Consider the following 12,986-nt stretch of genomic DNA (forward strand, 5'->3'; position numbering starts at 1 on the left):
GACGAGGAGCCCCGAGCACGCCACCCTACTAGCTGCCCGTGACGGAGCGGCACCCTCCGGAGGCGCGCTGTGCACGGGCCGACGCGTAGAGACATACGGCGGCCGCGGTCGCCAGGTTCAAGCTCTCGGCCTTTCCGTGGATCGGGACGCGGACGACGGCGTCGGCGAGGGCGCGGGTCTCCTCGGGCAGACCCCAGGCCTCGTTGCCGAACACCCAGGCGGTGGGCCCGCCCATGGCGCCCTTGTCCAGTTCGTCGTCGAGGTCGTCCCGGCCCGCGCCGTCGGCGGCGAGGATCCGCACCCCGGCCTCCTGCAGCCCGGCCACGGCCTGCTCCACGGGGACCCCGACGGCGACGGGCAGATGGAACAGGGACCCGACGGAGGCCCGGACGGCCTTGGGGTTGTACAGGTCGACGGACGCGTCGGTGAGGACGACGGCGTCGGCGCCGGCGGCGTCCGCGCAGCGCAGGACGGTGCCGGCGTTGCCGGGGTCGCGCACATGCGCCAGGACCGCGACGAGCCGGGGCCGGGCGGCGACGATCTCCTCGAAGGGCGTGTCGACGAACCGGCACACGCCCACGAGCCCCTGCGGGGTGACGGTCGTGGAGATCTCCGCGATGACCTGCTCGTCGGCGAGGTGGACGCGGGCGCCGGCCGCCCTGGCCTCCCCCACGATGTCGGCGTACCGCTCCGCGGCCTCGACGGTGGCGAACAGCTCGACCAGCGTCTCCCTGCCGTACCCCGCAGCCTCCCGGACGGCCTGCGGCCCCTCCGCGAGGAACAGCCGCTCCTTCCCCCGGAAGTTCCGCCGGGCCAGCCGCCGGGCGGCGGCCACACGGGGGGAACGGGGGGAGATCAGCTCGGGGCTGGCGGGGGGCATGTTCACCTTCGCAACTCGATCGACTTTCGGCCGGCGCGAGTGGTCCGACCTGGGGGTGCGGGGAACTGCGCGACCCGCCACCGGCGGCCCGCACCCGAACGGACGGCCTCGGCGGGCGTCAGCAGCAAAGGACCCGCAGGATGAACCTGCGGGTCCTTCACCGACGTCGGCTCAGAGCCAGCGCAGCGTCACGCGGCCTTCGGCGCGTTCACGTCCGCGGGCAGCGCCTTCTGCGCGACCTCGACCAGCGCGGCGAACGCGGTGGCGTCGTTGACGGCCAGCTCGGCCAGGATCTTGCGGTCGACCTCGATGTTCGCGGCCTTCAGACCCTGGATGAGGCGGTTGTACGTCATGCCGTTCTGGCGGGCCGCAGCGTTGATGCGCTGGATCCACAGCTGACGGAAGTCGCCCTTGCGCTTCTTGCGGTCGTTGTAGTTGTAGACCAGCGAGTGGGTGACCTGCTCCTTGGCCTTGCGGTACAGGCGCGAACGCTGACCGCGGTAGCCGGAGGCCGCCTCGAGGATCGCCCGGCGCTTCTTGTGGGCGTTTACTGCCCGCTTGACGCGTGCCACTTGTTAACTCCTTGTAGCGGGGCCGCGGTTGGACTCACACGACCCGGAAACGATTGGGTCCCGGTCAGGGATCAGGCGCGTTGGCTGCGCCTGACGTCACTTGCCGAGAAGCTTCTTGATCTTCGCGGCGTCGCCCGGGGCCATCTCGGCGTTGCCGGTGAGGCGACGCGTCACGCGGGACGACTTGTGCTCGAGCAGGTGGCGCTTGCCGGCGCGCTCACGGAGCACCTTGCCGGAGCCGGTGATCTTGAAGCGCTTACTGGCACCGCTGTGCGACTTGTTCTTCGGCATAGCGCCGTTCTCTCCTCGTCGGTGGCGTTCCGGTGCCCGGTCGTGAAACCGGGCACGGTGGAACGTCGCTTGTATCGGTTAACCCTCGGGACTCGCGCCCCGTGGATCACGCCTCGGCGGAAGCCTCGGCAGGGGCCTCGACGTCTGCTTCGACGTCGGCCTCGGCGTTCACGGCGTCGGCGTCCGCGGCGTTCTGCGAACGGCCCGGGTTGGCCTTCGCCTCGGCCTTGCGGGCCTCCTGCGCCTGACGGGCCTCGGCCATGGCCTCGGTCTTCTTCTTGTGCGGACCGAGGACCATGATCATGTTGCGGCCGTCCTGCTTCGGGTTCGACTCGATGAACCCGAGGTCCTGGACGTCCTCCGCGAGACGCTGCAGCAGTCGGTAGCCCAGCTCGGGGCGGGACTGCTCGCGGCCGCGGAACATGATCGTGATCTTGACCTTGTCGCCCTGCTTGAGGAACCGGACGACGTGACCCTTTTTGGTGTCGTAGTCGTGCGGGTCGATCTTCGGCCGGAGCTTCATTTCCTTGATGACCGTGTGCGCCTGGTTCTTGCGCGCCTCACGGGCCTTCATGGCCGACTCGTACTTGAACTTCCCGTAGTCCATGAGCTTGCAGACCGGCGGGCGTGCGCTCGCGGCCACCTCGACCAGGTCGAGGTCGTACTCCTGCGCAAGCTCCAGTGCCTTGGCAAGCGGCACGATGCCGACCTGCTCGCCACTGGGACCGACAAGTCGCACTTCGGGAACGCGAATCCGGTCGTTGATGCGGGGCTCGGTGCTGATGGATCCTCCTCGGTAGCACCACACGGCAGTCTGGCGGACAGCCACGTAACGTCTGTGTTCGATAGGTGTTCAACCACGTCGACGCACAAAAAATGCCCCGAACGATCACATGCGGGGCTCCAAGCACTACCGGAGCACCGCCGCGAGGATCGCGGGGCGCACTACCGGGCGATTCCATCGTCCGTACGGAACGATGGCGACCGCCTGACCGGGGTGACCCGCCGTCCTCGGGGGACGATCGGGTGGGAGTTCGGAGCCTCCACTTGTGGGCCGGGCCCGCCTGCTGGATGGCACGCGTGTCCGACCGGTCGTTACACGAGATTACCAGCTCGGACAGGCGGGCGCTAATCAGCCGTCGTCCGCCTCCTGCTGTCAAGGGGGCGTGCTGCGGGTCCTATCGTGTGGGGCATGAGTGACACCTCCCCCGGCGATGCGGCCGGCTCCCCCGACTTCGACGAGATGACCCGCGACATCGCCGAGGTCCCCGCCGTCGAGGTGATCGTGACGGTCGCCGTGAATTTGATGAGCGCCGCCGCCGTGAAGCTCGGGCTGACCGAGGAGGGCGACAAGTACAAGGACCTGGACGAGGCCCGCAAGCTGATCACCGCCCTCGCCGGTCTGCTGGACGCGAGCACCACCGAGATCAGCTCCTTCCACGCCGCGCCGCTGCGCGACGGCCTGAAGTCGCTGCAGCTGGCGTTCCGCGAGGCGTCGGTCGTGCGGGACGAGCCCGGTCAGGGCCCGGGCGAGAAGTACACGGGCCCGATCTACGGCTGATCCGCCGAAGTCCGTGCGGACGGTCCGTCCACGGGCGGTCCGCTCGCTGGCGGTCCGCGCGCTGGCGGTTCATTCGCGGACGTACAGGGGCTCGCCCGGCGGCGTGGACCCGGCCGGCAGCAGTGCCAGGTCGAGGCCGCGCACCAGGCGGGCCCTCAGCGTCTCGTCGGCGGCCAGCCGCCGGGCCACCGCCTCGGCGGCCTCGGCGGGATCGGCCGACGGGTCGAGGACGAGGGCGAGGATGCCGTCCGCCCCGCCCGGCCCGAGATGGGCGCGGACGACCTCCGGCCCGGCGGCGACGGCGGCCCGGACAGCGGCCACGACCGCCGGATCGGCGAGCGGTTCGGTGGAGGTGCGGCCCTCGGCGAGCGCCAGGAGCGCCGGCCCGGTCAGCTCGAAGGGCACCGGTCCGGCCAGGTCGAGGACGAGCGTGTCCGCCTTCTCGTGCGCGGCGGCCTGCAGCGCCTGGTGCAGCGGCACGGCCACCGGGCGGGCCTCGGGATCCCAGCGGGCGAGGGTGTCGGTGGAGCTGAAGGCGGGCAGGGCGGTGCGGGCGCCGGCCTTCAGGGTCGGAACCGCCATGTCACTGGTCTTCTCGCGGCGCAGCCCGTTCTCGTCCACCTCCACCTCGCCGAGGACGGCCACCACGGGCACCAGGAGCCGGGCGCCCCTGAGGGCCTCCAGCACCGGTCCCACGGCGTCGCGGTCCTCGGCCCAGGCGGCGAGCGCCGCGCTCAGCCGGGGGTCGGCGGAGCCGTCGTCGTCGGAGAAGCCGGGGTCGGGAATGTTCTTGTTCGCCACGGTCGTCGACCCTATCGGGGGGACGCCGCCCGGCTCGTGCCGGGCCGGTCCGGGAACAGGCCGGTGACGCTTTCACGGGATTCTCAGTCCCCGCTGAGGCGGCTCTTACGCCCGTCCCACGGTCCGCACAGCCGCCGCCTCCACCCTCGCGGGCATGGAGTCCTCCAGAGCACGTCGCGGTCGCCGCGCTCGCCCCTCCCGGCGCCGTCCGTTCCTCCCGGTCGCGCTCGCCGTGGCCGCCGTCCTCGGGGCGACGGCGGGCGGGACCGTCTACGTGAAGGCGCGGTCCCTCCCGCGCACGGGGGCCGTATCGTCGTCCACTGCGACGCCGTCCGTCCCGGCGTCCGGACCGGGAGACGGGAAGGTGGCGGTGGAGCACGTGACGGCGCCCGAGGAGGACCACGACGCGCTGCTGGCGTCGGCGATGGGGTCGGTGACGGTGCCGGGCGGGGCCGCCGTGTCCGTGGCGGTGCTCGCCATGGACTCCGGGGCCGCCGCCGTGTACGGCGGGAGCGCCTTCGACACGGCCAGCATCGTGAAGGTGGACATCCTGGCGGCTCTGCTGCTGCAGGCGCAGGACGCCGGCCGTCGCCTCACGGCGGCCGAGAAGGCGTACGCCGTCGCGATGATCGAGGACAGCGACAACGACTCGGCCTCGGCGCTGTGGCGGAGCATCGGAACGGCCGAGGGGCTGGACGCGGCGAACGAGCGGTTCGGGCTGACGGACACCACGGGCGGCGAGGGCATGCTGTGGGGGCTCACCCGGACCACGGCCGCCGACCAGCTCACCCTGTTGCGGCAGGTGTTCGGCGACACGTCGGAACTGAGCGAGGCGTCGCGGACATACGTGCGGGGCCTGATGGGGCGGATCGCCGCGGGCCAGCAGTGGGGCGTCTCGGCCGCGGCCGACGGCTCCTCGTGGGCGCTGAAGAACGGCTGGCTGCCCCGCAGCGCCACCGGACTGTGGGACGTCGACAGCATCGGGCGGGTGACCGCCGGCGGCCGCGACTACCTGGTGGCCGTGCTGTCGAACGGCAACGCGACGCAGGCCGCGGGGATCTCCCTGGTGGAGACGGTGGCGAGGACGGCGGTGGCGGTCGTGGCGGGCGACGACGCGGGGCCGGCCTCCGGGGCCCCGCCGACACCCTCGGCGTCGGCGTCGGCGGTGGCCGACTCCGCATCCGCCTCCGGCTAGGCCTGCCGGAACGCGTCAGCGGCGTGCCGCTGCCTCAGAGGGCCTCGTACGGCTCGTGCCGGTCGCGCTCGCGGCGGCCGCGCCACAGCAGGACCGCCGTCACCAGCAGCACGCCTCCGGCGCCGCCCGCGAACAGCCCGGCCCAGCTCGACGTGGCGTCCTGCGTCTTCGCCTCGTCCGGTCCGGCGCCGAAGTAGCGTTCCCCGTAGGCCGCGGACTGCAGGCCCTGCGGCGCGAGGCGGCCGGCGGTCCTGATCGCCGCGGCCGGGTCGATGAAGCCGTAGCCGCGGGAGTCGTCACGGCCGCCGTTCGGGGCGTTGCGGGCGGTGTCCTCCAGGAGTTTCTTGATCTGCGCCGGGGTCAGACCGGGGTGGGCGGCCTTGACGAGCGCCACCGCCCCCGAGACGAACGCGGAGGCCGCGCTGGTCCCCCAGCCCTGGTAGTACTTGTGGTCCGGATCGGCGATGACGACGTCGACGCCGGGCGCGCTGACCGTGGCGTACCAGCGGCGGGTGGAGAAGGAGGCGCGGGTGCCGTAGCGGTCGACGGCGGTCGCGGCGATGACGCCCGGGTAGGCGGCCGGGTAGGAGATGTGGTCGCCCTTCTCGCCGCCGTTGCCGGCCGAGGCGACGACGACCGAGCCCTTCTTCAGCGCGTACTGGACGGCCTCGTCCTCGGCCGGTTCGGGGTGCGCGGAGGCGGAGTCGTCGCCGAGGGAGAGGTTGATGACGTCGGCGCCCTGGTCGGCGGCCCAGCGGATGCCCTCGGCGAGGGCGTTGCCCCGGGTGTTGCGGGCCTTGGCGCGCTGCGGGTCGCCGTCCTCGAGGATCACGCGGACGGGGAGGATCTTCGCCTCCGGCGCGATGCCGAGCACGCCGTCGTCGTTGCCGTAGCCGTGCCCGTGACCGGCGATGATGCTCGCCATGGCGGTGCCGTGGCGGGCCCAGGCGCGGTCGCCGCGCGCGGCGCCGAAGCCGACGAGGTCCTTGCCGGTGAGGACGTTGCCGACGAGGTCGGGGTGGTCGGCCTCGACGCCGGTGTCCAGGACGGCGACCGTGACGCCCTTGCCCTTGGTGGTCTGCCAGGCCTGCTCGGTGTGCAGGGCGGTCAGGGCCCACTGCTGGGCGCGGATGCCGTCGGCGTGGGCCTGTGCGGCCGGCAGGAACGCCACGGAGCACGCGAGCAGGCAGCTGAGGAGGCCCGCCCTGCGGGCGGTGGTGCGTCGGCTCATGAGGGCTGCTCCGAGGGCGGCGTGACGACGGTCTTGCGCAGGCCGCGTTCGATGCGGTCGGCGAGGCCCTGCGCCTCGTTGCCGAGACCCGCCTGGGCGGGCGCGGTGGTGGCGCCGGACGCGGTGGCCGCGGGGGCGGGCTGGGGGGTGTCCACGGTGCGGCCGTCGGCCCAGCCGGAGACGGCGTACACGACGACCGGCGCGTCCGTCAGGACGGACAGCGTCCACGCTGCGCGCTGCTTGTCGCCGAACGCGGCGGCCGCGGTGCCCTTGGCGGCGTACGGACGGGGCATCAGATCCGCCCTCTTCGCCAGGCCCTCCTTCGTGACGCGGGCGTCGAGGGAGCGCATGGCGGCCGCGTCGGCGGTGGTGAACAGCAGGCCGACGGTGGTCACGTAACTCTGGGTGGCGTCGGTGTAGGTGGCCCGCAGCAGTCGCTCGCAGCCGACGGGGGCGAGGACCTTCAGCAGCAGCGGGTCGAAGGCGTCGGCGCAGCCGCCGTCCGGAGCGACGGCGATCCGCGTCCAGGCGCGGTCGGCGCCCCCGGGACCGGCCCCCTGGCCGTCCACCGTGGGCGGGAACAGCTGGTCGACGGGCACGTTGTGCCACAGGCCGCCGGCGGTGACGTAGGCGCTGCGATCGACGCCGTCGTCCGAGCCGCCGACGAGCCAACTGCCGGTCAGGGCACCGCCGATGAGGCCCAGTCCGAGGACGGCGCACACGGCGGCCGCGGCGGTGCGTCCCCGTCGGCCGAGGATCCAGGGCGTGTCGCGGTATCCCTCGGGCCGGGCGAACGTCACCACGGGCCGCCGGGCGCCGGGGCCGCCGTCCGGCGACATCGGAGCGCTCCAGGAGAGCGACGGGTCGGGTCCGATCGCCGCGTCGGGGGCGGTCTCGGGCCGCCGCGGAGCCTGCGGCGCGGGGGGCGCGGGCGGGGGCGGCACGGCGAAGTCGGGTCGCCGCAGGGCCGCTGCGGGAGTCCACGCCGGTCCGTCGTCCGGCGGCGAGACCCTCGGGAAGCCGGCGCGCGGGGCGCCGCCGACCGCCTCCGGCGCGGGCACCCAGTCCCGCGGCAGCGGAGTCCAGGCGTGGTCGGAGGTGTGCGCACTGCCGGCGCCCGCGGAGCGCGGACGGTCCCGGTCGGCGGGGGCGGGGGCGGGGTGCGGTCCCTGCCGGTCCGCGGGGCGCGGGTCGTCGGCGGAGGCGGGGGCGGGGCGGGAACCCTGCCGGTCCGAGGCACGCGGGTCGTCGCTGTCGGCGGGGCGCGGAGCGGCCGGCGGGGTGGCGCCGGAGGCGTCCGGCCGGACGGGCCGAGGAGACGGGTCGAAGGGCCGGAAGGGACCTGGGCCGGCGGCGCGGCCCGCGCCCTGACCGGACGGCCCGCCGAGGACGTCCGGCCCGTCGCCGGGGACGGCGAACGCGGCGTCGCGCGCCGGGGCCGGGGGACGCGGGATGCCGGCGGACGGGGAACGCCGATCGTCACCGGCCGCCGGCCGCGGGGGCTCGGCGGGCACGGGCGGCCGGACCCCGCCGGACGTGGCAAGCGGAGGCTGACCCGCGGGCGGCCGGGTGCCGCCGGACGCGGGATGCGACGGCTCTGCGGCCGCCGGAGGCCGGGTGCCGCCGGACGCGGGATGCGACGGCTCTGCGGCCGCCGGAGGCCGGACCCCGCCGGACGTGGCAAGCGGAGGCTGACCCGCGGGCGGCCGGGTGCCGCCGGACGCGGGATGCGGGGGCTCGGCGGCCGCCGGCGGCCGGACCCCGCCGGACGTGGCATGCGGGGGCTGACCCGAGGGCGGCCGGGTGCCGTCGGTCGTGGGGTGCGGGGGCTCTGCGGCCGCGGGAGGCCGGGGGGTGCCGGTCGCGGGTCGCGGGGGCTCGGCGGCCGCTGGCGGCCGGACCCCGCCGGACGTGGCATGCGGGGGCTGACCCGCGGGCGGCCGGGTGCCGCCGGACGCGGGATGCGGGGGCTCGGCGGCTGCGGGGCTCGGGGCGTCCGGGGGTGTGGGGCGCGGGGACGGCGAGGGGCGGAAGAAGCTCGTGGTGAAGGGGCGCGTGGCGGCCGTGCCGGCGGTCTCCTGGCCGTCCGTCGGGCGGGGCGCCGGCCTCGCCGCACGGGGGGCGCGACGGAAGTCGTGGGGCGGGGCGGGGCGCGGGACGGCAGGCGGGCGCTCGTCGGCCGACGCCGGCCGCGCGGCGTCGTCGCCGCGTGGGGGCTGCGCGGGGCGGCTCGGCGGTGGCGGGGTGTCCGGGAAGCGGGCCGACGCTGGGGGCGGGGGCGGGGTCATGGCGTCCGTGTGCTGGGCCCGCAGGGAGATGAAGCGGGGGGCGGTGCGGGGGCTGGGGGGAGCGGCGTCCTCGGAGGCGGGCGCACCGCCGTCGTCGGTCGTGCCGGTGTCGCGGGTGTCCGGCGCCGGCTCCCCGGAGGCGGTCCGGTGCGTGGCCTGCCGTCCGGCCGGGCCGTTCGTGGTCTGCGGCGCGCCCCCCGATTGCTCGCCGCCGTCGCGTGCCGGACCGTGCGGGGGCTCCTGCGGGGGCCGGCCGGAGGCGGCGGACCGGGAGGTCCCCGTGCGGGCGGTCGCGGTGTCCGCCGCGTCGGGGGCGTCCGCCGGCACGGGAGCGGGCGGCCGGGCCGGGCGGGGCGGCACGCTCGGGCGGGGCGGGACGCCGGGGTGGGGCGGCACGTCCGGGTGCGGGGGGACCGAGGCGCGGCGTGCTTCCGTGCTCATGCACCCCCCGTTTCCTCGTCCCCGGGCCGTCGTTCTCGTACGCGGGCCGTCGGTTCGTCCGGGCGGGCCGGCACGACCAGGTCGTCCGTCGCGGGCAGGCATACCCACGCGGGCGGACCGGCATCCCGACGCGGCTGTCCGGCCGGAGCCGTCCTCCGTACGTGCGCGTCACTCTACGGCTTGTCGCCGCTCGAACGGGAACCAGTCGGCGCCCCCCGGGGCATTAGCCCGGAACGTCCCTCTACCCTGCGGTAATCCTGTCTGGCAGGCTTCCTTCATGACTGCGCGCGCCGCCGACCGGGCCCGGTACGACCGGGCCACCGCCCATCTCGACGCCCCGCTCGCCCTTGTGGACCTGGAGGCCTTCGACGCGAACGCCGAGGATCTGGTCCGCCGGGCCGGCGGCAAGCCGATCCGGGTGGCGAGCAAGTCCGTGCGCTGCCGCACGCTGCTGGAACGCGTCCTGGCGAAGGACGGCTTCGCGGGGATCATGTCGTTCACGCTCGCCGAGTCGCTGTGGCTGGCCCGCTCGGGCTTCGAGGACGTCCTCCTCGCCTACCCGTCGGCCGACCGCGGCGGCTACGCCGAGCTGGCCGCCGATCCCAAGCTCGCCGCCGCCGTCACCGTCATGGTCGACGACGTCGCCCAGCTGGACCTGATCGACGCGGCGCGGGCCGGCGGCACCGAAGTCATCCGCGTCTGCCTGGAGTTGGACACCGCGCTGAAGCTGTTCGGCGGCCGGGTCCGGGTCGGCGCCCTGCGCTCGCCGCTGCACTCCCCCGCCCAGGTCGCCGACGTGGCACGGGCGGTGGCCCGGCGGCCCGGTTTCCGGCTGGTGGGGATCATGGCGTACGAGGGGCACATCGCCGGTGTCGGCGACGCCGTCGCCGGACGGCCCCTGCGGTCCCGTGCGATCCGGCTGATGCAGGCCACCGCCCGCCGGGAGATCGCCGAGCGGCGCGCGGCCGTGGTGCGCGCGGTGCGGGCCGTCGTGCCGGACCTGGAGTACGTCAACGGCGGCGGCACCGGCAGTGTGCAGCACACCGCCGCGGAGGACGCGGTCACGGAGATCGCGGCCGGGTCCGGGCTGTACGTGCCGCGGCTCTTCGACAACTACACGTCGTTCAGCGGGCGTCCGGCAGCGCTGTTCGCCATGCCGGTCGTGCGCAGGCCCGGCGTCGGGGTGGTGACGGTGCTCGGCGGCGGCTACCCGGCCTCCGGTGCGGCCGGACCCGACCGGCTGCCGGTGCCCTACCTCCCCGAGGGCCTGCGTTACGACCCCCAGGAGGGCCCCGGCGAGGTGCAGACGCCGCTGCTCGGCTCCCCCGCCGACGATCTGCTGATCGGCGACAAGGTGTGGTTCCGGCACGCGAAGGCCGGCGAGCTGTGCGAGCGCTTCGAGATGCTGCACCTCGTCGAGGGGGACGCCGTGACGGCGACCGTGCCGACGTACCGGGGCGAGGGTCACACCTTCCTCTGACCGCCGCCCCGGGCCGCCGGGTTCTACAGCGGGGTCACATAGGCCCCGGAGATCCCGCCGTCCACCAGGAAGTCGGTGGCGTTGACGAACGAGGAGTCGTCGCTGGCCAGGAAGGCGACGGCGGCGGCGATCTCCTCGGCCTCGGCGAACCGGCCGACGGGGATGTGGACGAGGCGGCGGGCGGCCCGCTCGGGGTCCTTGGCGAACAGCTCCTGCAGCAGCGGGGTGTTGACCGGCCCGGGGCACAGGGCGTTCACGCGGATGCCCTCCCGGGCGAACTGCACGCCGAGCTCGCGGGACATGGCGAGGACACCGCCCTTGGACGCCGTGTACGAGATCTGCGAGGTCGCCGCGCCCATCCGCGCCACGAAGGACGCCGTGTTGATGATCGAGCCGCGGCCCTGCCGGCGCATGTAGGGGATGGCCGCCTTGCAGCACAGGTAGACGGAGGTCAGGTTGACCTCCTGGACGCGCTTCCAGGCCTCCAGGCCCGTCTCCAGGATGGAGTCGTCGTCGGGCGGGGAGATGCCCGCGTTGTTGAAGGCGACGTCCACGCTGCCGTAGGTGTCGTACGCCGTCCTGAACAGCGCCTCGACCTCGCCGGGGTCGGTGACGTCGACCTTCACGAAGATCCCGCCGACCTCCTCGGCGGCCGCCTTGCCGCGGGTCTCGTCGACGTCGCCGCAGACGACGTGCGCGCCCTCGGAGGCGAGCCGGCGCGCCGCGGCGAGGCCGATGCCGCTGCCGGCGCCGGTGACGACGGCCGTGCGGCCCACCAGGCGGCGGCAGATGTTCTCGTCGGGCAGGGGGGTGGATGACGTCACTGTGCGGGGCCCTCCGTGCTGATGAAGACGTTCTTGGTTTCGGTGAAGGCGGTCAGGGCGTCCGGGCCCAGCTCGCGGCCGACGCCGGACTGCTTGTAGCCGCCGAACGGGGTCCAGTAGCGGACGCTGGAGTGGGAGTTGACGGACAGGTTCCCGGCGCGCACGGCCCGCGAGACGCGCAGCGCGCGGCCGACGTCGCGGGTCCAGACGGAGCCGGAGAGGCCGTAGGGGGTGTCGTTGGCGAGCCGGACCGCGTCCGCCTCGTCGGTGAAGGGGAGCAGCACGGCGACGGGTCCGAAGATCTCCTCGCGGGCGGCCGCGGAGTCGGGCCGTTCGCCGGTGAGCACGGTCGGCGGGAACCAGAACCCGGGGCCGTCGGGGGCGCTGCCGCGCAGCGCCTGCGCGTCGTCCGGGACGAACGAGCGTACGCGGTCCACCTGCTGACGGGAGATCAGCGGACCCATCCGGGTCGCCTCGTCGGCCGGGTCTCCGACCACCACGGCGGCCAGCTCCCGCGCCAGGTGGTCGGCGACCTCGTCGTACACCGACTCCTGGACGAGGATCCGGGTGCGGGCGCAGCAGTCCTGACCGGAGTTGTCCAGGAAGGAGTACGGGTCGACGGCGGTCTTGAGGTCGGCGTCGGCGAACACGATGTTCGGGCTCTTGCCGCCGAGTTCCAGGGTGACCGGCTTGACCTGCCGGGCGCAGCGCTCCATGACCTCGCGGCCGGTGCGGGTGGAGCCCGTGAACACGATCTTCGCGACGTCGGGGTGGTCGACGAGCGCCCGTCCGGCGACCGCGCCGTAGCCCGGCAGCACCTGGAGGAGATGCTCGGGCAGGCCTGCCTCCAGGGCGAGTTCGGCCAGCCGCAGGGCGGTGAGCGGGGTGGTCTCGGCAGGCTTGAGGACCACCGCGTTGCCCGCCGCGAGGGCCGGGAAGGCGCCCCAGGCGGCGATCGGCATGGGGAAGTTCCACGGGGCGATGACGCCCACCACGCCGAGCGGCTCGTGGAAGGTGACGTTCCAGCCGCCGGGGACGGGGATCTGGCTGCCGAGGAGCCGCTCGACGCCGCCCGCCGCGTAGTGCAGCAGGTCGCGGGCGTTGCCGGCTTCCCAGCGGGCGTTGCCGAGGAGGTGGCCGGCCTCGCGGACCTCGAGCAGCGCCAGTTCCTCGACGTGCGCGTCGACCACGTCGGCGAAGCGGCGCAGCAGTCGGGCGCGGTCGGCGGGGGCCGCCGCGGCCCAGGCGGTCTGCGCGGCGGCGGCCCGGGCGACCGCGCGGTCCACGTCGGCCGCGTCGGCGGCCGGGACGACGGCGACGACCTCCTCGGTGGCCGGGTTGAGCACGACCAGCTCGTGCGGCGACTGCTCGTGCGGGGACTGCTCGGGTGCGGACTGCTCGTGCGGGTGGGACAAGGCGGGA

The 12,986-nt window shown here is 74.8% G+C and carries 12 protein-coding genes; 3 read left to right on the top strand and 9 right to left on the bottom strand.

All coding sequences use genetic code 11. From position 1 onward, the window contains the following. Positions 1-28: 28 nt before the first annotated feature. The 4 genes from ACH4ZA_RS16460 to infC form a co-directional block, all read right to left on the bottom strand. A complete protein-coding gene (locus ACH4ZA_RS16460) occupies positions 29-880 on the bottom strand; it encodes a TrmH family RNA methyltransferase (RefSeq protein ID WP_398430037.1) in 852 nt (283 codons plus the stop codon). A gap of 188 nt (positions 881-1,068) precedes the next feature. Next, positions 1,069-1,452 (bottom strand): 50S ribosomal protein L20, encoded by a 384-nt coding sequence (gene rplT, locus ACH4ZA_RS16465; RefSeq protein ID WP_057580434.1) that lies wholly within the window; start codon positions 1,450-1,452, stop codon positions 1,069-1,071. A gap of 96 nt (positions 1,453-1,548) precedes the next feature. Further along, the gene (gene rpmI / locus ACH4ZA_RS16470) at positions 1,549-1,743 is read right to left on the bottom strand and encodes a 50S ribosomal protein L35 (RefSeq protein WP_003977225.1); all 195 of its coding nucleotides are present in this window, start codon (positions 1,741-1,743) and stop codon (positions 1,549-1,551) included. A gap of 106 nt (positions 1,744-1,849) precedes the next feature. Continuing rightward, entirely contained in the window at positions 1,850-2,551 is a 702-nt protein-coding gene (infC, locus tag ACH4ZA_RS16475) for a translation initiation factor IF-3 (RefSeq protein ID WP_079041356.1), read from the bottom strand. A 384-nt stretch (positions 2,552-2,935) separates the two neighbouring features. Here infC and ACH4ZA_RS16480 point away from each other — a divergent pair, with 384 nt between their 5' ends. Further along, positions 2,936-3,304: a DUF1844 domain-containing protein gene (locus ACH4ZA_RS16480; RefSeq protein ID WP_398430039.1), complete on the top strand. Its 369-nt coding sequence runs from the start codon at positions 2,936-2,938 to the stop codon at positions 3,302-3,304. 69 nt (positions 3,305-3,373) lie between these two features. On the opposite strand, the gene ACH4ZA_RS16485 is transcribed toward ACH4ZA_RS16480, so the two are convergent. Then, positions 3,374-4,105, bottom strand: a complete 732-nt coding sequence (locus ACH4ZA_RS16485; protein ID WP_398430040.1) for an SseB family protein — start codon at positions 4,103-4,105, stop codon at positions 3,374-3,376. Between the two features lie 154 nt (positions 4,106-4,259). On the opposite strand from ACH4ZA_RS16485, the gene ACH4ZA_RS16490 reads away from it, so the two are divergent. After that, entirely contained in the window at positions 4,260-5,300 is a 1,041-nt protein-coding gene (locus ACH4ZA_RS16490) for a serine hydrolase (RefSeq protein ID WP_398430041.1), read from the top strand. Positions 5,301-5,334: 34 nt separating this feature from the next. On the opposite strand, the gene mycP is transcribed toward ACH4ZA_RS16490, so the two are convergent. Next, complete coding sequence (mycP, locus tag ACH4ZA_RS16495) at positions 5,335-6,531, bottom strand: type VII secretion-associated serine protease mycosin (protein ID WP_398430042.1); 1,197 nt, start codon at positions 6,529-6,531, stop codon at positions 5,335-5,337. After that, positions 6,528-9,260, bottom strand: coding sequence for a hypothetical protein (locus ACH4ZA_RS16500; RefSeq protein ID WP_398430043.1), 2,733 nt, complete (start codon positions 9,258-9,260; stop codon positions 6,528-6,530). The genes mycP and ACH4ZA_RS16500 overlap by 4 nt, the downstream gene beginning before the upstream one ends. A 277-nt stretch (positions 9,261-9,537) precedes the next feature. On the opposite strand from ACH4ZA_RS16500, the gene ACH4ZA_RS16505 reads away from it, so the two are divergent. Further along, on the top strand, positions 9,538-10,740 hold the full coding sequence (locus tag ACH4ZA_RS16505) for an amino acid deaminase/aldolase (protein WP_398430044.1): 1,203 nt from the start codon (positions 9,538-9,540) through the stop codon (positions 10,738-10,740). Between the two features lie 23 nt (positions 10,741-10,763). Here ACH4ZA_RS16505 and ACH4ZA_RS16510 read toward each other — a convergent pair whose 3' ends face one another. Both ACH4ZA_RS16510 and ACH4ZA_RS16515 read right to left on the bottom strand, forming a co-directional pair. Next, the gene (locus ACH4ZA_RS16510; RefSeq protein ID WP_398430167.1) at positions 10,764-11,546 is read right to left on the bottom strand and encodes a 3-oxoacyl-ACP reductase; all 783 of its coding nucleotides are present in this window, start codon (positions 11,544-11,546) and stop codon (positions 10,764-10,766) included. 14 nt (positions 11,547-11,560) lie between these two features. Continuing rightward, positions 11,561-12,979, bottom strand: coding sequence for an aldehyde dehydrogenase family protein (locus ACH4ZA_RS16515; RefSeq protein ID WP_398430045.1), 1,419 nt, complete (start codon positions 12,977-12,979; stop codon positions 11,561-11,563). Positions 12,980-12,986: the final 7 nt, after the last annotated feature.

The sequence above is a fragment of the Streptomyces sp. NPDC020597 genome (genome assembly GCF_044335095.1).
In the GTDB taxonomy this organism is placed as follows: domain Bacteria; phylum Actinomycetota; class Actinomycetes; order Streptomycetales; family Streptomycetaceae; genus Streptomyces.